19 protein-coding genes and 1 pseudogene are annotated in these 20,940 nt (G+C 44.3%); 13 read left to right on the top strand and 7 right to left on the bottom strand.

Annotated features, from left to right (window positions below; all coding sequences use genetic code 11):
- Positions 1-7: 7 nt before the first annotated feature.
- From I2H39_RS15255 to I2H39_RS15245, 3 genes are all read right to left on the bottom strand, one after another.
- The gene (locus I2H39_RS15255) at positions 8-949 is read right to left on the bottom strand and encodes a GTP-binding protein (protein WP_195626900.1); all 942 of its coding nucleotides are present in this window, start codon (positions 947-949) and stop codon (positions 8-10) included.
- Positions 950-969: 20 nt separating this feature from the next.
- Positions 970-1,983 carry a permease gene (locus tag I2H39_RS15250; protein WP_195626899.1) on the bottom strand — a complete coding sequence of 338 codons (1,014 nt, stop codon included), beginning with the start codon at positions 1,981-1,983 and terminating at the stop codon, positions 970-972.
- Positions 1,984-2,069: 86 nt separating this feature from the next.
- Entirely contained in the window at positions 2,070-2,369 is a 300-nt protein-coding gene (locus I2H39_RS15245) for a metalloregulator ArsR/SmtB family transcription factor (RefSeq protein ID WP_138311676.1), read from the bottom strand.
- Positions 2,370-2,638: 269 nt separating this feature from the next.
- Here I2H39_RS15245 and I2H39_RS15240 point away from each other — a divergent pair, with 269 nt between their 5' ends.
- From I2H39_RS15240 to I2H39_RS29650, 9 genes and pseudogenes are all read left to right on the top strand, one after another.
- Complete coding sequence (locus I2H39_RS15240) at positions 2,639-3,373, top strand: TVP38/TMEM64 family protein (RefSeq protein WP_138311675.1); 735 nt, start codon at positions 2,639-2,641, stop codon at positions 3,371-3,373.
- A 20-nt stretch (positions 3,374-3,393) separates the two neighbouring features.
- Positions 3,394-4,062 (top strand): YdjY domain-containing protein, encoded by a 669-nt coding sequence (locus I2H39_RS15235; RefSeq protein ID WP_138311674.1) that lies wholly within the window; start codon positions 3,394-3,396, stop codon positions 4,060-4,062.
- Between the two features lie 618 nt (positions 4,063-4,680).
- Entirely contained in the window at positions 4,681-5,262 is a 582-nt protein-coding gene (locus tag I2H39_RS15230; RefSeq protein WP_330640781.1) for a TVP38/TMEM64 family protein, read from the top strand.
- Positions 5,213-6,229, top strand: a complete 1,017-nt coding sequence (locus tag I2H39_RS15225; RefSeq protein WP_347708589.1) for a (Fe-S)-binding protein — start codon at positions 5,213-5,215, stop codon at positions 6,227-6,229. The genes I2H39_RS15230 and I2H39_RS15225 overlap by 50 nt, the downstream gene beginning before the upstream one ends.
- A 24-nt stretch (positions 6,230-6,253) precedes the next feature.
- Complete coding sequence (locus tag I2H39_RS15220; protein WP_195626896.1) at positions 6,254-6,682, top strand: C-GCAxxG-C-C family protein; 429 nt, start codon at positions 6,254-6,256, stop codon at positions 6,680-6,682.
- Between the two features lie 26 nt (positions 6,683-6,708).
- Positions 6,709-7,041, top strand: coding sequence for an arsenosugar biosynthesis-associated peroxidase-like protein (locus I2H39_RS15215; protein WP_195626895.1), 333 nt, complete (start codon positions 6,709-6,711; stop codon positions 7,039-7,041).
- A 3-nt stretch (positions 7,042-7,044) separates the two neighbouring features.
- Positions 7,045-8,028: an arsenosugar biosynthesis radical SAM (seleno)protein ArsS gene (arsS, locus tag I2H39_RS15210; protein ID WP_195626894.1), complete on the top strand. Its 984-nt coding sequence runs from the start codon at positions 7,045-7,047 to the stop codon at positions 8,026-8,028.
- Between the two features lie 35 nt (positions 8,029-8,063).
- Positions 8,064-8,540, top strand: a complete 477-nt coding sequence (locus I2H39_RS15205) for a hypothetical protein (RefSeq protein WP_227146704.1) — start codon at positions 8,064-8,066, stop codon at positions 8,538-8,540.
- Positions 8,541-8,802: 262 nt separating this feature from the next.
- Positions 8,803-9,661 (top strand): annotated as a pseudogene (locus I2H39_RS29650) (aconitase family protein).
- Here the strand turns inward: I2H39_RS29650 and I2H39_RS15190 are convergent.
- Entirely contained in the window at positions 9,658-11,592 is a 1,935-nt protein-coding gene (locus I2H39_RS15190; protein WP_195626893.1) for a sigma 54-interacting transcriptional regulator, read from the bottom strand. The pseudogene I2H39_RS29650 and the gene I2H39_RS15190 sit on opposite strands and share 4 nt — an antisense overlap.
- 210 nt (positions 11,593-11,802) lie before the next feature.
- On the opposite strand from I2H39_RS15190, the gene I2H39_RS15185 reads away from it, so the two are divergent.
- From I2H39_RS15185 to I2H39_RS15170, 4 genes are read left to right on the top strand one after another with little or no spacing between them, the layout of a single operon-like run.
- Positions 11,803-14,046 carry a hydratase gene (locus I2H39_RS15185; RefSeq protein ID WP_195626892.1) on the top strand — a complete coding sequence of 748 codons (2,244 nt, stop codon included), beginning with the start codon at positions 11,803-11,805 and terminating at the stop codon, positions 14,044-14,046.
- 4 nt (positions 14,047-14,050) lie between these two features.
- The gene (gene alr / locus I2H39_RS15180) at positions 14,051-15,235 is read left to right on the top strand and encodes an alanine racemase (protein ID WP_195626891.1); all 1,185 of its coding nucleotides are present in this window, start codon (positions 14,051-14,053) and stop codon (positions 15,233-15,235) included.
- Between the two features lie 27 nt (positions 15,236-15,262).
- Complete coding sequence (locus I2H39_RS15175) at positions 15,263-16,522, top strand: dicarboxylate/amino acid:cation symporter (protein WP_195626890.1); 1,260 nt, start codon at positions 15,263-15,265, stop codon at positions 16,520-16,522.
- Complete coding sequence (locus I2H39_RS15170) at positions 16,506-17,171, top strand: DUF1847 domain-containing protein (RefSeq protein WP_195626889.1); 666 nt, start codon at positions 16,506-16,508, stop codon at positions 17,169-17,171. The genes I2H39_RS15175 and I2H39_RS15170 overlap by 17 nt, the downstream gene beginning before the upstream one ends.
- Positions 17,172-17,809: 638 nt before the next feature.
- Here the strand turns inward: I2H39_RS15170 and I2H39_RS15165 are convergent.
- From I2H39_RS15165 to I2H39_RS15155, 3 genes are all read right to left on the bottom strand, one after another.
- The gene (locus I2H39_RS15165; RefSeq protein ID WP_195626888.1) at positions 17,810-18,616 is read right to left on the bottom strand and encodes a hypothetical protein; all 807 of its coding nucleotides are present in this window, start codon (positions 18,614-18,616) and stop codon (positions 17,810-17,812) included.
- 115 nt (positions 18,617-18,731) lie between these two features.
- A complete protein-coding gene (locus I2H39_RS15160) occupies positions 18,732-19,262 on the bottom strand; it encodes a C-GCAxxG-C-C family protein (RefSeq protein WP_195626887.1) in 531 nt (176 codons plus the stop codon).
- Positions 19,263-19,280: 18 nt separating this feature from the next.
- Positions 19,281-20,933 carry an FAD-dependent oxidoreductase gene (locus I2H39_RS15155; protein ID WP_195626886.1) on the bottom strand — a complete coding sequence of 551 codons (1,653 nt, stop codon included), beginning with the start codon at positions 20,931-20,933 and terminating at the stop codon, positions 19,281-19,283.
- Positions 20,934-20,940: the final 7 nt, after the last annotated feature.

The following is a 20,940-nucleotide window of genomic DNA, read 5'->3' as shown; positions in this document are numbered from 1 at the left end:
TGCCTCCCTAATTTTTTAATTTCATTTCAGCTTCTATATTGTCATTCCACGCTGAAAGTATGTTTTTAATGATTGCTGGCCCTATTTTTGAGATGAAAACTAATTGAGCATTACCGGAATCCTTGCTTTCTTTAAAATCAATTTTGGTGCCTACTACATCAACTTGCTGCCGCCCAATCCCATTGACAGTAAGGAAACCCTTAATTCTATATACGCTTGGAATGATTTCATTTAGAAATTTCACTAATTGATTCTTATCCACAGCTTCGTATATTTCCATGAATAAGGTTTTCGGCTTTGCCTCCTCCGTATTGGTGGTTTCTTCACTTTCGGCCCACTGATATAAAAGTAAATCATCATCTAAAAAACTATAATCCATGTTACCTTGTATGCTTGTGGTTAACCTACAGACCGGATTGATTTCTCTTATTTTCTTTTCCAGGTCTGCCATTTTTGATGAATCAACCAAATCAGATTTTGTAATGACGGCAAGATGACAATGCTTAAGCTGTCTGTATACAGTCTCTAAATCTGTCAGTTGATTTATAAAATTTACTGCATCAACTAAGCAGATAACACCACAGAAATCATAACTTTTACCGGAGACAGCATCAACGGCCCCAAGAATTTCTTCAACATTGGATGGATCTCCCAGGCCTGAACTTTCTACGAACAGGTAGTCAAAATCATGTTGTGTCATTTCACTGAGGGCGCTGACAAAGGAGAGTTTCAGACAGGAACAGAAAATAGAACCACGGTTGATTTCAACCATATGGATATCATCATTTTTCAGTATTGCGCCGTCAATCCCCAATTTGCCAAATTCATTTTGGATAATACCAACCCTGCTCCCTTTCAGGTGTTCTAGCAGCTTTAACAACAAGGTAGTCTTACCAGCCCCCAAGAAACCTGTTATTACATAAAGTTTTGTCGCCTTTTTAGTTTGCATTTTATTACCCCTTTCATTGATTATATAAAAAATGCATGAAACACATTAAATAGATATCCAACAAGAATAATACCGGTAGTGCATATGACTATGAACAGAGTCAGTAGTTTAGGTTTTACAGCTTTCTTTAACATAATCATTGATGGCAGGCTTAAGGTTGTGACAGCCATCATGAAAGCAAGTATGGTGCCAAGCTGAGCCCCTTTTGCTAACAAAGCTTCTGCAACGGGAATGGTACCAAAGATATCAGCATACATGGGAATGCCTACAAACGTTGCAAGAATAACACCAAAGGGATTATTGCTTCCGAGTATAGTTTGAATCCAGCTTTCAGGAATCCAATTATGGATTGCCGCACCGATACCGACACCAACTAAAATGTAAGGAAATACTTTTTTAAACGTTTCCGTTACCTGTTCCCTGGCAAAACAGAACCGGTCTTTTCTGGTTAGAGTAGGAGCATCCATATCAATATGATTGGCTGATTGAATGAATTCCTCAACATATTTTTCCATGTGAAGCTTTTCAATCAGAGCGCCTCCGGCCACTGCTATCATCAGGCCGACTATGACATAAGCAATTGCAATTTTTGCGCCAAATATGCTCATTAGCAGGACAAGACTTCCTAAATCCACCATTGGCGAGGAAATAAGAAACGAGAAAGTCACTCCCAGCGGTAAACCGGCACTCGTGAATCCAATAAAGAGTGGGATAGATGAACAGGAACAAAATGGGGTCACAGTACCTAACAGAGCTGAAATGATATAAGAACCAACGCCATGAAAGCGTCCCAATATTTTCTTACTTCTCTCAGGCGGAAAATAACTTTGTATATAAGAGATAATAAAAATTAAAAAGCATAAGAGGATTGTTATTTTCAATACGTCGTAAATAAAAAATTGAATGCTTCCGCCCAATCGGCCGTCTACATCTACGTTGAGAGCGGTTAAAAGATTTTTTATTAGGGAGTTTAACCATTTCATTCCTAATATTTGATTCTGGATAAATAGAAAAAATGTTTGTATCGAGTCCAAATGTATTACCTCCGTTTCCATTGTGAATATCATATCAAAAAAAATTGATATATTGGGGCTTATAAAGGCCATCCGAAGATGACCATTTATTCAGACACGTCCTCTGCTCTTGGGGTAGTTAAGCAGCGTAAACGCTTTAATGCATATTCGCTACCGGATTTACTGAGTGAATAGTGAGTCCATTTTCCCTCCTGCCTGCTTGTAACAATGCCGGATTCACATAAAATTTTCATGTGGTAAGATAGTCCGGATTGTCCCATGTCCATTTTATCAATTAAGACACAAGCACATTTTTCCCCGCTTTGCAAAAGTTCTAAAATCGTAAGTCTCTTTTCATCACAGAGCGCTTTGAAAATTCTAGCATCATTTGTAAACTTGTGCTCCATATGCGCCACCTCACATCAAAAAAAATTGATATGATTATTATATGATTGAAATAACGAGTTGTCAATAGATATATCAATTTTTTTTGATGTGAATTCGGATTTGATATTTAATCCATCCAACTTATCAACAATGGCAGGAGGGGATATGTAATGCAGAATGTATAGAATTAATCTATCCAAGACCTTACAGTATAGAAAAGAACCATTGGTCAATGGCACGACAGATGATTAGAATGAATATGATAAATATTTGTGAAAGGGGGTCGAATATGGAAAAGAAGAAATCGAGAAAGATAGGGAAATTCGTTGTCATAGCTCTAATTGTGTTAGGTATACTGGTATATTTTTTTGTACCGCCTGTTAATGCTACAATGAATAACATTCTTAAGATGTTTGCGAGCGGGGATTTTACTGTGGTACGGCGGTTTGTCGAATCGTATGGCGCCTACGCAGCGCTGGTGTCCTTCCTGCTGATGATATTGCAGTCCATAGCAGCGCCGTTACCTGCGTTTCTGCTTACGTTTGCGAATGCAAATCTGTTTGGATGGTGGAAAGGAGCCATTTTATCGTGGTCCAGCGCTATGGCAGGGGCGGCAGTATGTTTTTATATCGCAAGGCTGTTGGGGCGTGATGCAGTAGAGAAGCTTACCAGCAGGACTGGTTTGAAGCAGATTGATGATTTTTTTGAAAAACATGGGCGTCTCAGCATACTCATTGCAAGACTGCTGCCATTCATTTCCTTTGATATCGTAAGCTATGCAGCGGGCTTGACATCCATGTCCTTTGGCAGCTTTTTTATTGCCACCGGTATTGGACAACTTCCAGCCACCATTATCTATTCATATGTTGGCGGTATGCTGACTGGTGGCGCTAAGATGTTTGTCACAGCGCTTCTTCTGCTTTTTGCGCTGTCAGCACTTATTGTTTTGTTCAGGCAGTTATATGTGGAAAAACAAAAGAAAAGGAATTCAGATAAATCTGCTGATATTGCAGATAATATCTAATCAACCATGGAGGTTTCGTGATGAAATTGAAGAAATTAGCAGTAATTATGGCAGCAGCAACAATGGCATGTTCACTGGCAGCCTGCGGAGGAAAGAGCAATACAGTCGAGAGTAAGGTCCAGGAGACGGCAGCAGAGGAAACCATGACAGTTGACAAAGACAAGAAAGAAATTGTCATGCTGTGTGAAGTTAATGGTACATATTTTACGGAACCAACCAGACATGGTATTGTATACAAAGGTGGTTCCAACGGAGAAAAGGCAGTTTTGCGGGGGCTGGCTGATGAGAAGGAGTTTTATCAGGCATTGCTCGATATCGGGGCCAAAGCCGGTGATAATTTAACTGCAGCAGACATGAAAGCAGGACCAGATAATGGAAAATCTGTGGAAGGGGATAAACTTGATGTCTTTGTGAAATGGGATGGACAGGATGAAATTCCATTCCGGGATATCATTAAATGTACAGAAGACTATACCATGGATTTACGGTTTGGAGGAAATATTGAGAGCGCCAAAGAAAATAATACAGGATGTGTGCTCTGTCTGGACAGCTGTGCAACTGGTATTGTGAGCGATGCTGCATGGCCTACAGGAACCACACAGAATGATATTGCCAAGTTTTACGGGGATAAGGATGTGCTGCCAGAGGATGGTACCCAGGTAACTGTTGTTTTCCGCCTGGCAAAATAAAATATTGCTATGATGAAGCTTTTTAGGATTGTTTACAATAGCTATTTATGGGCCATGACGATTGCCATACTGTGTTTTAAGAGTGAATGGTTGCAGATGAGGGTGAATACCGGATATATTTTTGGGGGATTGTTAATCCTTTCAACCGTGGTGATATGGTTTGTTTTCAGGAAAAGGGAAAATGTGTTTAATAGCCTCTTTACAGCCGGCAATTTGATTGTTTGTTCATTGATGGGGTTTGTCATGTATGGGGCTGAACGGATGAAGGTGGTACCGGCAGCACTGGTACGGGAAGGAATCCATCGGACAAGAATACCATTCTCCAGAATTAATCTGATATTATGTATTATTACAGCAGCAGGTATTTTAATTATCGGCTTGAGCGATATCTTTAAAATAAGACGGGCAGATAAGTAATAGGAAAACAATAAGCGTTGTGCTTTAAAAAAGTCCAACGCTTATTTGCGTCAATGGGAGATGGAAATGAAGACAGTGTTTCATACATATAAAAAACTAATTCTATTCATAGGAATTATAGCAGCTGTATTAGCCTGCAACCACATATTTGGTTGGTCGGCCGTGTTAAGCGGAACAGGAAGTTTGAATCTTCTAAGGCAGATGGCAGAAGAAAATCTGGTGAATGCAATTTTCCTGTACACTGTGATTACGGTTGTGGGATGTGTGGCGTTAACTCTTCCTGGAGTCACCTTTGCTGTTTTGGCCGGACTGCTTTTCGGACCGGTATTGGGAACAATCTGCTGTTCCATTGCTACCATGATAGGAGCCATGGCAGCGTTTCTGGCAGGACGCTTCTTCCTGAAGGATAGTATTAAACCGGTAGTTATGAAAAACCGGTACCTTAAAAAGTGGCTTTTCGATGAAGCAGGAAAGAATGAACTGTTTGTGCTCATGATTACCAGGCTGGTACCGCTGTTCCCCTATAATCTCCAGAATTTTGCATATGGTGTCACAGATATCCCGTTCAGCACCTACTCTATATTCTCACTGATTTTTATGTTGCCGGGGACAGCCATGTACACCATAGGAACATCAGGATTGGCGGATAAGGAAAACAGGGTACTTTATATCAGTATTGCGGTCATACTGGCGGTAATAGTCATGGGCATGGGATTGTACTTCAAGAAAAAGTATGTGGTCCAGCCAGAGGGAGTGGAGGATGTCAATGGACAGGAAAGCTAGGATAAAGGATGGGGACAAGTGTATACACTGTCATCTCTGTCAGAAACACTGTTCCTTCCTGACAAAGTACGGGGCAGATATCGGTGATACGGTTAAACTGAGAGAACTCGCATATCATTGCTTCTTATGCGGAAAGTGTTCTGAGGTATGTCCGATAGGTATTGACGGACGTGGTATTATATTGGATATGCGGCGGACGGAGGTAGAAGAGAACGGAGGGAAGTGCCGGGAAAAAGGATATGCAATGCTGTTGTTGGAAAAGAAAGATTATATATTCCGGAATAAACGGCATATGACAGGCAAGAGTGTGCTGTTTCCAGGGTGCAATTTTCCATCTTTTTATCCGGAGACTACCAGGAAATTAATCAAAATACTGAAGAATGAGGCAGACATGGGAGTGCTGTTTGACTGTTGCGGCAAACCGGTCTCGGAACTTGGACTGAAAGAACAGGAAGGGAAAATAATCAGGCGGCTTAATGAAAGACTTCGCGCCGCAGATATACAGGAAATTGTCATGCTCTGTCCCAATTGCTATTATTTCCTGAAGGATAAGCTGGAAATACAGGTCCTTAGTATTTATGAAAAGTTATCACAACTCGGAATAGGACAGAAAGTAGATGGGAAGGGAAGTTTGTTTCTGCCATGCCCGGACAGGGAAGAACAACAGTGGGTATCATGGCTGGAGCCGTTCTTTCAGAAAAAACCCGATATTATAAAAGGAACACAGTGCTGTGGTTTGGGAGGTTGCGCAGGAGGAAAGGAGCCGGAGCTTGCCAAAGGTATGGCATGCCATGTGACAGGGGAAGGGTATGAGAATGTCTATACGTATTGCGCATCATGTGCAGGGAACCTGACACGTAATGGTGGTCAGGGTGTCTCGCACCTTTTGACAGAAATCCTGGATTGCAATGAACAACCGGATACCGCAAAGTCGATGATAAACAGGATGATGACAAGATTCTGGTAAAGGTCTTGGGAAAGGGTAGGATAGATGACAAAAGAGGAAATAAAAGAACTGTTTATGCAGGGAATTGACTGTTCACAGGTAGTGGCAGGTCGGTTTGCAGATGAATTGGAGATGGAGGAAAGCCTTCTCAGGAAGATGTCTGCCTGTTTTGGCGGTGGAATGCAGTGTGGTGAAACATGCGGAGCGGTGACCGGTGCGCTGATGGTAATCGGTCTCAAGTACGGACATAGTATGAATAACGATTTGAAACAAAAAGAAATCATGCGTGAAAAGACGTCTGAGTTCAAGCGTTTGTTTGCCGAAAAGTATGAATCCTGCATGTGCAGAGAGCTGCTGGGACACGACATTTCCAAAGCGGATGAGATGGAACAGGTATTGGAGCAAGGGCTGCTGTTCGATTTCTGTCCATGTGTTGTAAGGGACATAATAGAAATACTGGAGAAGATGATATAGATGCAACGGACAAAGGAGGAATAGAGATGGACACATATTATAATCCGGAAGATTTGGAAAAGTTTGCTTTCATCGGTGAGGAATCACCAAAACTGGCAGAAAAGTTTTTTAATTACTATCATTCAGTGTTTGAAGAGGGAACTCTTACCGCCAGGGAGAAATCATTGATAGCATTGGCAGTAGCTCATACTGTGCAGTGTCCTTATTGTATTGATGCATATGCCAATGACTGTTTAAATAAGGGGGTAAGCCCGGAACAGATGATGGAAGCAGTTCATGTAGCCGCAGCCATCCGGGGAGGCGCGTCATTGGTGCACGGTGTACAGATGAAGAATATTATAAAGAAATTGGAGCTATAAGAGATGAATGAGTCAATCGAACAATTGAATCAAATGGAATACATACCAGCGTTTGAAAGCCGGATTGAGGAACATTTACAGTATACAGAAGATAATCTGGACGTGCTCCAGATTAATGTGGGGAAGTTATGTAATCTTTCATGCAAGCATTGCCATGTGGAAGCAGGCCCAAACCGTAAGGAAATCATGGAGCGTGATGTGATGGAGGCTTGTCTGCGGGTCTGCGGGGAACAAAAAGTCAAGACGGTAGATATCACAGGCGGAGCGCCGGAAATGAATCCTCAATTTGAGTGGTTTGTGAAAGAAGTCTGCAAAACGTGCAGCCATGTCATTGTACGCAGTAATCTTGTAATACTGACAGAAGAAGGATATAAACATTTACCGAAGTTTTATGCAGATTATAAGATAGAGGTGGTCTGTTCTCTTCCCTATTACCAGGCCAAGGTGATGGACCGTGTAAGGGGGGACGGAAGTTTCGACAAGGCGATTAAGGTTATCCAGGAGTTAAATGCATTGGGATATGGCCGGGAAGAAGACCTCGTTTTGAACATGGTCTATAATCCCGCAGGAGCATTTTTTCCTCCGGCGCAGGGGGCTATGGAGAAAGAATACAAAGTAAAGCTTCTGGAGGACTATGGAATTGTATTTAATCATCTGTTTACAATAACTAATAATCCCACAGGGCGATTTTTTCACTTTCTACAGAATAGCTGCAATTTGAACAGCTACATGCAAAAGCTGTGCAGTTCTTTTAACCGGTCAACAGTGGAAGGGCTTATGTGCCGTTACCAGGTGTCGGTGGGGTATGACGGCAAACTTTACGATTGTGATTTCAACCAGGCATCCGAGCTGCCTGTTTCAACGGGTGAGACAATCTTTGATTTGGTTGGAAAGCCTTATATGGCTAGGAAAATATGTTTTGGTAATCATTGTTATGGCTGTACGGCTGGTCAGGGATCCAGTTGTGGAGGAGCAACGGAAGCATAAATATAGATTATAATGATAAGGGGGGTCACGTTCGTGTGGGCAGCCCTTATTTATATTTCCCAATAAATAGATTACTACAAAGAAAGGAGCTTCATGAGGTATTAGTCTTTGAACACGAAGGACTTACAAATTTACTATTTACTTTTGATGGTGTGTGCATAGATGTAGGAAGACTTGCTATATGGCGAATACGGACACGTACGCAGTTTGGCAGTACATGGCTGTCAGATTATGTCGAGAATCAATTGGGCGGTTTTTCGGATTCAGTACAAAGACCGGATTGTCCCCTTATCTGGGCTAATGGCAATATCTTTGATTTAATGGCTGTTGCGTCCCGGACACTTAAGGAACAGGGGCAGGATGGATTAGCTAAGCAAATGGTTGAACAGATTACAAATGGGGGCTGCAATAGTTATGAAGATGCATTAAACATTATAGGTGAATATGTAAACATCACATCAGTCAATAATCAGGCGGAAGAGGGTATGGGAATCAATGAACTTGAAATGTAAGTCTACTCAACTGAAGGTGGATTTACCCATGTAAGGGGACCGGCACAAATACATTCCATTGAAATCGGATACCACAAATGCCACGGCAACCAAAAAGCAAAGGACTGCCATAACATGAGCCGGATTCATGGAACACCAGCTGTTTTTGTTGATATAGAATGGAGATTACTGTATAAACAGGAGTTTGAGTTAATAAGATTCTGGATATAATGGGTCCGGGAATAGAAAAGCTCAGCATGACTTCCGTTTCGGGTTTGACGCCATGACCACAGAGGTAGCCTGTCTTTCCACCGTGTGGATAACGGACCGGTCTGTTAAACAATGGTTCAGCGTTCATGGACGCTCTCAGGATTACTGTGAATTAAGACATGACAAAGATGCGTCATATGATGGCCGTATTGAAATCGACCTGGGAGAAATTGAGAGTATGATTGCGCTTTCGTTCCATCCCAGCAATGTATTTACAATTCACAGTCTGTGCGAGAATGAATCTTTTCTGGAAGATGTCTTGGAGTCTGTAGAAAAGGATGCTGCTGTACGTAGCGGTGGTCTTACGCTTACGCTCAGGGACAAGATACAAATTCATCGGTTTATAGTGCAGCAGGCTGTAGTGGGTGGGTGTGCCTCTGAGAGTCTATACGGCAAGTCAGGCCGTACTCTCAGAAGCCGAAAAACAGTGCGTTCTGGGGGAGTTGATTCGCACCGGAATAACCATCCACTCCTGTATTTGTGGTCCCTGCTTTGGCAGTACGAATATAACATCTAATAACACTATTTCAGTACGCTATGTGAGCAGAAATCATTACAGTCGGGAAGTTTCCAGGCCGGACCAGGGACAGTTAAGCGCTTCCGCCCTGATGGATGCCCGAAGCATTGATGCCACGGTCCGCAGAGGAGGCAGGTTGACAGCGGTAGCGGAGGTATTGACGGCCGGGATGGAGGATGGCATAAGGAATGTGGACTATGGATTTGATGATTCATACTATCATACAGCAGTATCTGGAGCAACCAGCCTGCAGGCATATATTCCGGCAGAGGGCCGGATGATTACGCTCTCAATCGGAGACATGACGGACGATGAACGTAAAATTCTGGTAGCGGGCAGCATGATTAGTTATTAGTAGGAAGTAATTTCCTGGTCTAACTCCATTTTATCAAGTTTTTTCCATAGAGTGGACCGAGATATACCTAACTCCTGGGCGGTCTTCCTTCGATTGCCTTGATTCTGCTTCAGCCGTTTAAGAATCACGGCTTTCTCAATTTCGTCCAGTGTGCCAAAGCTTGTTACATCCTGTGGTTCCAGTGCCGCTTCCGTCGCTATATCCTCGTCAAAACATAGCTGGATTGAATTTTCTCCTTCATGTGAAAGTATGACATACCGCTGCATTACATTTCTGAGTTCACGAATATTCCCCTGCCAGTTCCTGCTTTCCAAAAGACGGTAATTGTCTTCAGACAGGGCTGGCAGAGGCAGGGAATATTTCTGGCTGTAATGGTTAAGAAATGACATGGCGAGGGGGCGGATGTCTTCTCTGCGCTTGTCAAGAGAAGGAAGGGTCAGGCGGAGGGTGTTCAGCCTGTAATACAAATCAATACGGAATTTTTCCTCCCGAATCATTTTCATAAGGTCGCTGTTGCTGGCGGCAATGACCCGGATATCAATATAAATATTACGCTGGGAACCGATTCTGCGGATTTCTTTTTCCTGGAGCGTCCGCAACAGTACACTTTGGAGCTCTAAAGGCATGGAATTGATTTCATCCAGAAAAATGGTTCCCTTATGGGCAAGCTCGAACAGTCCCCGCTTTCCGCCTTTGCTGGCGCCTGAAAAGGCACCCTCCTCATAACCGAATAATTCGCTTTCCAGAAGGGTCGCAGGGATTGCAGCGCAGTTGACCGCTACAAAAGGTTCTTTTGCTCTGCTGCTGGCATTATGGATGCTCTGTGCCAATAATTCCTTGCCGGTACCGCTGTCACCACCGATTAATATATTGGCATCTGTGGCTGCATAGGTTTCTGCCTTTTTCAAAAGCTGCCGCATAATCCCGCTTTCCGCAATAATATCAGAAAAATGGTATCTGGCAAAGAAGCCGGTATTCCTTATCTCTGTCCGTACCCTTTGTTCCTGATCCTGGATGTCACGGGCTCTGCGGAATATCGCAACAATTCTCTTTTTACCCTTTTCTTCAAAATGGCTTTTTTTAATGTAGTAGTCCTGACCTAATATTTTCAGGACTTTTTCCCGCTCCCTGCTGTTTGTGAGAAAGTGCCGGATATATCCGGCAACCAGAGTGTCGTCCGTGTTGTCAACCTTTCTTCCAATCAAGGCCTGTTCATCTGTCTTGAATATATTTCCCATTTCTTTGTTGGCTACGATAAATTTTCCATCTTCAATTGAGAGAACCCCCTCCGTGATTGAGGAGACAGCCTCGGTGAAACATTTTAACTGCAGTTTTTCCCTCTGTCTGGCGTCAATGATGGACAGGGCCTGTTTAACTGCGTTTCTCAGCGCATGCTGCCCGGAGTAGACCGGTAATACTTTTATTCCGCATGAATTGCCGGTCCGGTATGCCAGGGTTCCTCCGCCTACCAGTACATCCATGCCGTCAGTGCTTCCCTGACGGACCAGGCGGATGATATCCTCCCTGGAACGGAAGGGGTACAGCGTCAGACTGTTGATTCCCAGAAGTTCTTTTGCTGCCTGAAGGTTATAACTCTTAAGATAATCTTCAAACATCAGCAGCCCAATCCGCGGACCGTGATTTTTTGCGGCTTTTAAGGTTTCCAGAAGTTCAAGGTCCCCTGGTTCTGCTCTCACAGAGACTGCTTCCGGTATATTCTGCTCTATCAGATTTGCGGTTGCGCCTCTGCTGATGATAGCATCAGGAACGCCAGTTTCCCGGAACATATTTCTCAGATGGCTGATTAAGGTATTCTCAGCAATTTCCCACTCTAAAATGGTTGGATTAATCTGGAGAGAGCCGCATACAGCGTTGATGTCATTCATCATTCCCGGATAAACAGAAATAATCAGCAGTTCATTTTCATACATGGTTTTACCTCGAAATTCATTATGTTATATGGTTTTGATTTAGGACATTAGAAACAGTATATGTCTAATTATAAGACATAAGAGATAAAATGACAAACATTAAAAGATGGTTATTGCAGATATTAAATGACTTTTATAAGAAAAATAATTGGCACGTAAATTGCTATATATAACAACAGGATGGTTACATACCAGAAAGGAGAAGCATACATGATTCAAATTAATTTAAACGGAGGTTTCCTGCGTGACGGAAATGTCTGCAGTTGCGGAGAAATCTCTCCTGAGGCCGGGCGTGAGAATACGATTGCGTATCAAATTCTTCGTTCCCACAGTATATCCCCGGACCCGGCTCAGATGCAAATTCATTTTGATGCGCTTATTTCCCAGGACCTGACCTATGTGGGCATTATCCAGACAGCCAGAAGCAGCGGAATGAAGCGATTTCCCATTCCTTATGCAATGACCAATTGTCACAATAGTCTTTGTGCGGTAGGAGGAACCATCAATGAAGATGACCATGTATTTGGACTGACAGCAGCTCATAAATACGGAGGAATCTATGTTCCTGAAAATCTGGCGGTCATGCATACATATGTCAGAGAAGAAATGGTGAAATGCGGAAACATGATTCTGGGATCTGACAGCCATTCCAGATATGGCGCGTTGGGAACAATGGGATTTGGCGAAGGCGGGCCGGAGCTTGTTAAACAGTTGTTGGAAAGAACATATGACATTCCGGCGCCGGAGGTGGTTTTGTGCTATCTCACCGGGAAGCCGCCCAGAGGAGTGGGCCCATTAGATATTGCTCTTTCTATTATTGGGGCAACATTTAAAAATGGAGTAGTTAGAAATAAGATTATTGAATTCGCCGGTCCTGGCATGAAAAATCTTTCTGCGGATTTCCGGTGCAATATTGATACCATGATGGTTGAAAGTTCTTGTCTATCTTCTATATGGGAAACGGATGAAGTGACTGAAAATTACTATGGAATCCATGGACGTTCAGCGTATTTTAAGCCGCTGAAAGCCTCTGGAACCGCATACTATGATACCATCATTACAGTTGACTTAAACAAGGCACAATCCATGATTGCCATGCCGTTCCACCCCAGCAATGTATATACCATCCATGAGTTCCAGGAACATGCCGAGGAGATATTTGACTCTGTCCAAAAGGAGGCAGATGAGCTGTTTGGGATTGGAGCCCTTTCCTTTAAAGATAAGGTAAAGAACCACAGGCCCTACGCGGATCAGGGCAGTGTTGCCGGGTGCGCAGGCGGACTTTACGAAAACCTTATGGAAATGGCGGCCATACTTGAAGGGAAAAGTCTTGGAAATAACGGATTTAATGTAACTGCCTATCCGTCCAGCATGCCGGTAAACCTGGCTCTGACCCGGGCGGGGGCAGTCGAAACTCTATTGAGTTCCGGGGTGATTATGAAACCGTGTATCTGCGGTTCCTGCTCCGGTTATGGAGACACACCTGCCAATCAGGCATTTTCCATACGTCACGCAACACGTAACTTCCCCAACCGGGAGGGAAGCAAGCCCAATGAAAAACAGTATAGCTCAGTTGCGCTGATGGATGCCAGATCCATTGCGGCAACAGCTGCCAATGGAGGGCGGATTACCGCTGGTACGGATGTGGCATATACGGTTCCGGATATGACATATACCTTTGACCGCAGTGTTTATGAAAAGAGAGTATTCTACGGATACGGCAAGGCGGACCCGTCTGTAGAAATCGTATCCGGGCCCAATATAGTGGATTGGCCTGAAATGGAACCGCTGGGAGAAAATTGCCTTCTGAAGCTCTCTGCTGTCATCCGGGATAAGGTGACGTCCACAGATGAGCTGATTCCATCCGGAGATACTGCCTCCTACCGCTCTAATCCCATCCGTCTTGCGGATTATACCCTATGCCGCCGCGTACCGGGATTTGCCGGAATTTGCAGAGAGATTCAGGCTGATGAAAAGATGCGTATGGAAGGGAATACGCCGGAGCATCTGATGAATGTGCTCTCACATTTCGGCAATGCAGAAGAGCTTGCCGGCAATACACAGTACGGCTCTTGTCTTTTTGCAGTGAAGCCTGGCGACGGGTCAGCCAGGGAACAGGCAGCCTCCTGCCAGAAGGTACTGGGCGGCCTTGCGAATATATGTGCGGAATATGCCACTAAGAGATACAGGAGCAACTGCATCAACTGGGGAATTATTCCATTCGTGCTTCCAGAAGGCGGGGATTTGCCCTGCGGGACAGGGGATTATATCTTTATACCTGGTATTCGTGATATGATTAAGGAGAATCAGAGGGAGATACCCGCAAAGGTTCTGACCGGAACTGGAGAAACGTTTGATATGACGCTGATGATGGGCAATCTGACAAAGGCGGAACGGGACATTCTTTTGAAAGGATGTCTAATCAATTATTATAAAGAGTTATCGGAGGATTAAGAAGATGAAAGATTATCAAATCAGCAGATTTTGCTGGCTGGAATTTAATATGGACAATCTCAGGGACAATTTTTTAGTCCTGAAAAAAATGGTGGGTCCGGATGTAAAGATTATGCCGGCTATCAAGGTAAATGCCTATAGTCATGGTATTGTGGCCTGTGGAAAGGTTCTGGAAGAGTGTGGAGCGGATTATCTGGGCGTAGGAAGTATAGATGAAGGTATTTTGCTGAGAGAAAACGGTGTTAATATGCCGATTCTGATTTTTGCAAGCAATCTGATTCAGGAGACTGCTAATTTATATGTCCAGTACCATTTGATACCTACCATCCTGTCCCTTGAGGCCGCCAGGTCATTTTCAGAGGCGGTTTCAGAACCCTCCGATGTCTTTATCAAGATAGACACGGGAAGGGGAAGAATTGGTGTGAATGCCGAGGAATTTCCGGACTTTTTCAGGGAAGTTTCCCAAATGCCCAATCTTCATGTAGAGGGCGTATACAGTCATATGGCGGCGGTGAACTGGCCGGATGAGGGTGCGGATTACGCAGTATGGCAGTATTCCCGTTTTAAGGCCGCTATGGATGCAATTGGTGAGGATGCAGATCGGATTCCGTTCAGACAGCTGGCCAACACGCCGGGCTGCATTGCACTTCCTGATATACGTATGAGCGGAATTTGTCCGGGACGCGCAATGTGGGGATATTCACCATTGACGAGAAGAGCGGAACATCCGGAGTTGAAAGCACCCCTGGTCAGCTGGAAGAGTCGTCTGGTCCACGTAAATGAAGTAATAGGCGGGAAATTTGGAGAAAAATATAAGGCAGTGAAAATGGATACACCAAAACGAATTGGTATCATGGTGGGCGGCATGGGTGATGGAATCAGTCCTAAGATTGCGGGGGGATATGTTCTTTTGCATGGCAGAAAGTGTCCGGTTGCCAGCACCGTTTCACTGGAACATACCATTCTTGATCTTACCGAATTCCCGGACGCAAAGCCCGGTGATGAAATTGTGATTCTTGGCCGCCAGGGTGAGGAAGAAATAACTCTTGAACAGCGTATGGAAGAATGGGGACTAACTGTTCCACGTATCTGGACCGAGATATCCGCCCATCTGGACCGCCACTATTACCGGGATGGAAAGCTGTGGGCCGTGGCAAAGGATGAGCGATTCATACTGAATGAAAATTAAAAATAATGATTGTAAGGGGGAAAAACCATGAAGAAAAGGAAAATCAGTGACATAACAATGATTCTGATTGCAATGCTCTTAGGTTCGCTGGCAGGTATCATTATAGGAAAACCAGCGTCATATATCGGATTTATCGGAGATATCTGGCTGAACTTAATGAAGATGTTTTTGGTGCCCATCGTGGTGTGTATGCTTGTAAAAGGCATCAGCAGCATGGACAGCCCGGAAGCCCTGGGCAGGATTGGAATAAAAATAATCGTATTTTATATTTTTACAACCATCTGTGCAGGAGTTCTCGGCATTGGCGTCACCAGTATCCTCAACCCGGGCAGCGGCTTTAGCTATGAGGCTGCCACAGAGGAGATTGTGGTTAATGAGATGCCCACAATTGCAGAGTTTTTTAAGAGTATGTTCTCCAGCAATATTTTTGCCACCTTCTCTTCCGGAGATATGATGCAGGTCGTTATCATTTCATGTATCATCGGTGTTGCCATTGTGCTGCTGCCGGAAGGTAAAAGGGAGCCGGTGCGGGATTGGTTTGTGGCTATGAGCGACCTTGTGATGTCTATTATCAACATTGCTTTAAAGCTGGCGCCTATTGGTGTATTCTGCCTCATGGCATCGTCACTGGGAAAATATGGTGTCGGACTCCTTGTCACCATTGGAAAGATTCTTGGTACCTTTTATCTGTGCTGCGCGCTTCATCTAATCGTAGTTTACTGTCTGCTGCTCTGGATGCTTACAGGTATCAGTCCAATCACCTTCATAAGAAAAGCATTTAACACCTTTGCTACAGCAGCAAGTACATGCAGCAGTAACGCTGTTATTCCGGTCAGCATGGAAGTTGCCACACAGAATTTTGGATGCGACGAATCAGTGGCATCTCTGGGCATCCCTCTGGGAGCGACCGTCAATAAGGATGGCGTGGCAATCCTCTGTGGTGTTGTCCTTATCTTCAGCGGTCAGGCCATGGGAATCCCTCTCACAATCACGCAGATTATTAACATTCTGTTTGTTACAACCCTGGTTACCAGTGCGGGCTCCGGCGTTCCGGGAGGCGGGCTGATGAATCTTATGATTGTAGGAACAGCAGTGGGCATGCCTCTGGATATTGTTCTCATGGTGGGAGGATTCTATCGTTTCTTCGATATGGGAACCACCTCCATGAACTGTCTTGGTGACATGTCCGCAACCGTTATCGTAGACCGTCTGGAGAAGCGCCGTGCCGCAAAGTTGGAAAAAAAAACTTCAGCGATGAAAGAGAGAATTTATGAATGCTCAGAATAATGGAAAAACCTTAAGCTGTGTAGACTGCGGCAGCTTAAACTGCAAGAAGAGAAGTGGAAAATATCCGGATTTCTGCCTGACACAGGATGTTACACAGAAGGAGGCAGCAGAACTGGAGAAACTGTATATGGATGACGACGAGAACCACAGAGTGGCAATCGCGGGTGCGCAGGTAGAATCTGAATACTCGGGAATCTATACACGTGTGGAAGAAATCATGGAGTTCGCGAAACAGATAGGCGCCAGAAAGATTGGAATAGCCACCTGTTCAGGGCTGATAGAGGAGAGCCGTGTCTTCGCAAAAATCCTGAGGTTCAATGGATTTGATGTATATGGCGTAATCTGCAAAGTGGGCTCTAAGGACAAAACATCCATTGGTCTGGAGGAAGAATACACAAAGACAGGACCCGTTATGTGCAACCCCATTCTACAGGCAAAAAAGTTAAATGAAGCAGGAACCGGGCTAAATGTGGTCGTGGGACTGTGCGTGGGTCATGACAGCCTGTTCTATAAATATGCCGAGGCCCTGACGACCACATTGATTACAAAGGATCGTGTACTTGGTCATAATCCCGCGGTTGCGCTGTATCAGACAGGTTCTTACTACAAAAGGCTTCTTGAAAAACCGGTTGTGGAATGGAATGATTAAAAATTCTGACCTCTGAAAGCAGAGATTTTATTGGTATCATCTGAACTGATGTTGAGTTAGAATTCCTTCAAAACCAGCGGGATGAATATACAATTATATCATGAATAGATTGTGATAATAGGGATTGCCACATGCGTGAAGGCAATCCCTATCTATTGGTGTGCCCGGCGGTACACGTTTCTAACCGGTGTAAGTCGTGTGTTCTGAAAGCTGTCAACAGCTTGCCAGTGAAAGTCTGGTCGGAGTAATTGCCAGTGAGCTCCGTAACAAGCGTCCAGTGCTTTTAGGCAACTGATTGTGCTGAAGCGATGTATGCCTATGTGGAATAGGTGCAAGTTAATAGTCCGTAACATTAAGTGAATCATGTAGCATCGTTACGTTAGCCCTTTGGGGGAAAAGTGAAGAGACTGGACGTAACGTTGTAGAACCCTTTGGTGTATAGAGAGCGGAATGTTAACATATTGGCTAATCGAACAGAAGAGACCTCATAGTGTCATGAACCATAGGCATGTGATTCTTGATTTAAGTAACGCACGAAATTCAAGGAAATGCAGTATGAAGGGGCGGAGGAGCCCATAGTATCTGTGATAGTATGGTAAAAGAAACATACTTAGAAAAGGGGCTCTACTTGAGTCAAGTTAAACAGGAAGGTAAGGGACAGTGCATGCCTGAAAAAGGACAATTACACTCAATAGAAAAATCACGACAACTTCAATGTAAACTATACTTGACTGCCAAGAATAAACATGTAAAGAATCCGGGTTTACAAAGGATACAAGGTTAACATTTTGGGTAGCCAGCCGTTCTGACATGCCGACGAAGCCACCGTCAACATATCCTAACACACTCACCAGGCAAAACAAACCAATGAACATCATGATTAGCATCTGTCCCATGCTGGTATATACATCTGAGAACATGCCGCCAAATAGCGCATAAACGGTAGTTACTGTTGCTACCGCAATCAATGCAACCCTATAGTTTATACCGGGTAGAATTGCATGGAGTAAAGTACTGCCTGAAGAAAACTGGCTGGCTAGATTGAATACCTGAAGCAGCGAAATCGCAGCAACAATGAACCTCATAATATCACTTTTATAGTTTTCACCTACCCAGTCAGCCAGTGTCAGTACTTTTAATCGGTCTGTATCCCTGCTGACCCCTTTGCCAATGACCAGGAACCCCACTGTAGCGCCGCCGAATATGGCTAAAAACAGCCATAATGAAGAATAGCCCCAGGCATATGCATAACCTGTAAAACCCTGCATAGCGCCTGCACTGAACCAGCTGGCGGAAAACGCAATGCCTAATGCAATCGGACCAAAACCGCTTCCCAACGCAAAATCCTTCATGTTGCTGACCTGCCTCTTACTAATCACCCCCACTGAAATAACAAAGACAGCATATAATACCACGCCAATAATTACTATTGTGGATAACATCATAATTGATACCTCCCCATTAAGACCGGTCTAACCCGCTGTAAAATTCACATGCATGATTAGCCGGTCTATTGATGATTGTTATGACAAAGTAGTAAATAACCAGAATGATAATCCGTTATTTACCTTCATGTACATTATATCCCCAAGGCATTTCCGTGATTTCATCTCCGGGGATGTTCATATATTCACATGCAATTTCAATGGCTGCCTTCACTGCGCGGACACAGTTCTGCCTTCGGTCGGGATTATTCCAGTCCCCCAGATAATCTTTGGCAATCTCTGAACAGAATACGGCCCCCATTTTCTTTTTGAATTCATCTACCATAAGATTATAGCGGTGGTACTCTTTTTCATATAACCCCAAAGGTTTATCATTGCGCGGATCCTTGCGTCCATTCTTAGCACCTACGGCCATGATTGCGCCTGACAATGCCCCGCAGTTATTGCCGCTGAGACCTACTCCGCCTCCAAAACCTGCGCACATTTTACAGGTCTCATACGGAACCGAACCATCCGGGACGGTGCCGGCCCGCAGCAATGCTTCATAGACGCTTTCACAGCAGTTACAGCCTTTGTTAAGAAAATTATCCACCCCATATTCGAGAGCGGTTTCTAAGGTATCAGATGTGTAAATATTGTTTTTCATTTTGACTCCTCCTTGTCATTATAAATTGGCTTCTTTGAAACAGTTATAAAAGTAATATCCTCCGGAAATGTTATAGCAGTCATATCCATGTCCGCTTAAAATACGGCATGCAACATAACTTCTTAAACCGCTGAGGCAATGTACATAGACAGGCATGTCTTTTGGAATCTCCTCCAGCCTGCTTCTAAGCTCATGCAGAGGGATATGGATGAATCCGGGCACATTTCCACTTTCGTGCTCTTTCGTCGTACGCACATCTAATAATGTGATATGGTTCTTGTCCAGGGAATCCACGCTGTCCCAATGGAAATTCCTGACTTTTCCGGTCATGATATTTTCTATGGCAAATCCAGCCATATTTAGCGGGTCTTTGGCCGCATTGAACGGCGGCGCATAGCACAGTTCAAGATTGACTAAATCAGTCGCTTTCATACCGCAGCGGATGGCGGTTGCCAGAACGTCGCACCGCTTGTCTGCTCCGTCTGCCCCGGCAAATTGTCCGCCCAGGAGACGGCCTGTGGTCTTTTCAAAGAGAATTTTGACTGACAAAGGCTTTGCACCTGGATAATATCCTGCGTGCGAACCACTGTGCAGATAAATTTTGTCAAAATCAATCCCCATTGCTTTGGCTGTTTTTTCGGATATTCCTGTACTGGCCACTGCAATATCAAATACCTTCATGATTGCGGAGCCTTGCGTCTTTTTGTAGCGGGAGTCAATGCCGCATATCTGATCTGCGGCGATGCGTCCCTGGCGGTTGGCCGGGCCTGCAAGGGCAATATTCTGCTTTGTGCCGGTGATTAATTCACATACTTCGATGACATCCCCGACAGCATATATGTCAGGGTCGCTTGTCTGCATTTTATCGTTTACAGAGATACATTCCCGGAATCCCAACGTGAGTCCTGCGTCTTTTGCAAGACCATTGTTTGGGGAAATACCTATACTCATGATAAGCATTTCTGCTTCCAGGACTCCGTCGGTGGTAGTGACGTACAGCTTCCCATTTTCCCGTTTGACAGACTGAAGGGCACAGCCCAGTTTTAAATGGACATTATGTTTTTTTAATTCACGTTCCGCAATGACGGCTATTTCACCGTCTACCGTATTGATGATATGAGGGGCAAATTCCACAAGTGTTGTGTCAATCCCGCGTTCCACAAGATTTTCCACCAGTTCCACACCCACATATCCGCCTCCGGCCACAACGGCCCGCTTAACATTAAAGTCAGCTATCCAGTTGTCAATTGCCCTCACATCAGGAACGTTTCTCAAGGTGAATACGCCCTCTGTATCCAGACCTTCGATGGAAGCAGGCTTTACCGGCGATGCGCCGGGCGAGAGGATGAGTTTGTCATAGTTCTCTTCATAAGATTCATTCGTTTCTAAATTTCTTACGGTAACCATTTTTGTTTCGCGGTTTATTGACAGCACCTCATGATTTGTCCTGACATCCACACAAAAACGTCCATGGAAGCTTTCGGGTGTCTGAACAAGCAAATTACGTTCATTTGGGATTGTGCGGTTCAGGTAGTAAGGAAGACCGCAGTTCGCAAACGATATGTAGGGTCCTTTTTCAAAAAGAATGATTTCAGCCTGTTCATCGAGGCGTCTGAGTCTCGCGGCAGCGGAAGCGCCGCCCGCAACGCCTCCTACAATTAAAACTTTCATAAGGGTT

This window comes from Clostridium sp. 1001283B150225_161107_B6 (genome assembly GCF_015556325.1).
Classification (GTDB): Bacteria; Bacillota; Clostridia; order Lachnospirales; family Lachnospiraceae; genus Enterocloster.
This window is presented reverse-complemented; position numbering and strand designations above follow the sequence as displayed.

Coding starts and splice junctions, on each gene's coding strand:
- arsS (WP_195626894.1), top strand. CDS start 7,045: ATGAATGAGTCAATCGAACAATTGAATCAAATGGAATACATACCAGCG.
- I2H39_RS15220 (WP_195626896.1), top strand. CDS start 6,254: ATGACAAAAGAGGAAATAAAAGAACTGTTTATGCAGGGAATTGACTGT.
- I2H39_RS15185 (WP_195626892.1), top strand. CDS start 11,803: ATGATTCAAATTAATTTAAACGGAGGTTTCCTGCGTGACGGAAATGTC.
- I2H39_RS15160 (WP_195626887.1), bottom strand. CDS start 19,262: ATGAAAAACAATATTTACACATCTGATACCTTAGAAACCGCTCTCGAA.
- I2H39_RS15165 (WP_195626888.1), bottom strand. CDS start 18,616: ATGATGTTATCCACAATAGTAATTATTGGCGTGGTATTATATGCTGTC.
- I2H39_RS15235 (WP_138311674.1), top strand. CDS start 3,394: ATGAAATTGAAGAAATTAGCAGTAATTATGGCAGCAGCAACAATGGCA.
- I2H39_RS15240 (WP_138311675.1), top strand. CDS start 2,639: ATGGAAAAGAAGAAATCGAGAAAGATAGGGAAATTCGTTGTCATAGCT.
- I2H39_RS15230 (WP_330640781.1), top strand. CDS start 4,681: ATGGCAGAAGAAAATCTGGTGAATGCAATTTTCCTGTACACTGTGATT.
- I2H39_RS15225 (WP_347708589.1), top strand. CDS start 5,213: ATGTGGTCCAGCCAGAGGGAGTGGAGGATGTCAATGGACAGGAAAGCT.
- I2H39_RS15245 (WP_138311676.1), bottom strand. CDS start 2,369: ATGGAGCACAAGTTTACAAATGATGCTAGAATTTTCAAAGCGCTCTGT.
- I2H39_RS15175 (WP_195626890.1), top strand. CDS start 15,263: ATGAAGAAAAGGAAAATCAGTGACATAACAATGATTCTGATTGCAATG.
- I2H39_RS15170 (WP_195626889.1), top strand. CDS start 16,506: ATGAATGCTCAGAATAATGGAAAAACCTTAAGCTGTGTAGACTGCGGC.
- alr (WP_195626891.1), top strand. CDS start 14,051: ATGAAAGATTATCAAATCAGCAGATTTTGCTGGCTGGAATTTAATATG.
- I2H39_RS15255 (WP_195626900.1), bottom strand. CDS start 949: ATGCAAACTAAAAAGGCGACAAAACTTTATGTAATAACAGGTTTCTTG.
- I2H39_RS15155 (WP_195626886.1), bottom strand. CDS start 20,933: ATGAAAGTTTTAATTGTAGGAGGCGTTGCGGGCGGCGCTTCCGCTGCC.
- I2H39_RS15190 (WP_195626893.1), bottom strand. CDS start 11,592: ATGTATGAAAATGAACTGCTGATTATTTCTGTTTATCCGGGAATGATG.
- I2H39_RS15215 (WP_195626895.1), top strand. CDS start 6,709: ATGGACACATATTATAATCCGGAAGATTTGGAAAAGTTTGCTTTCATC.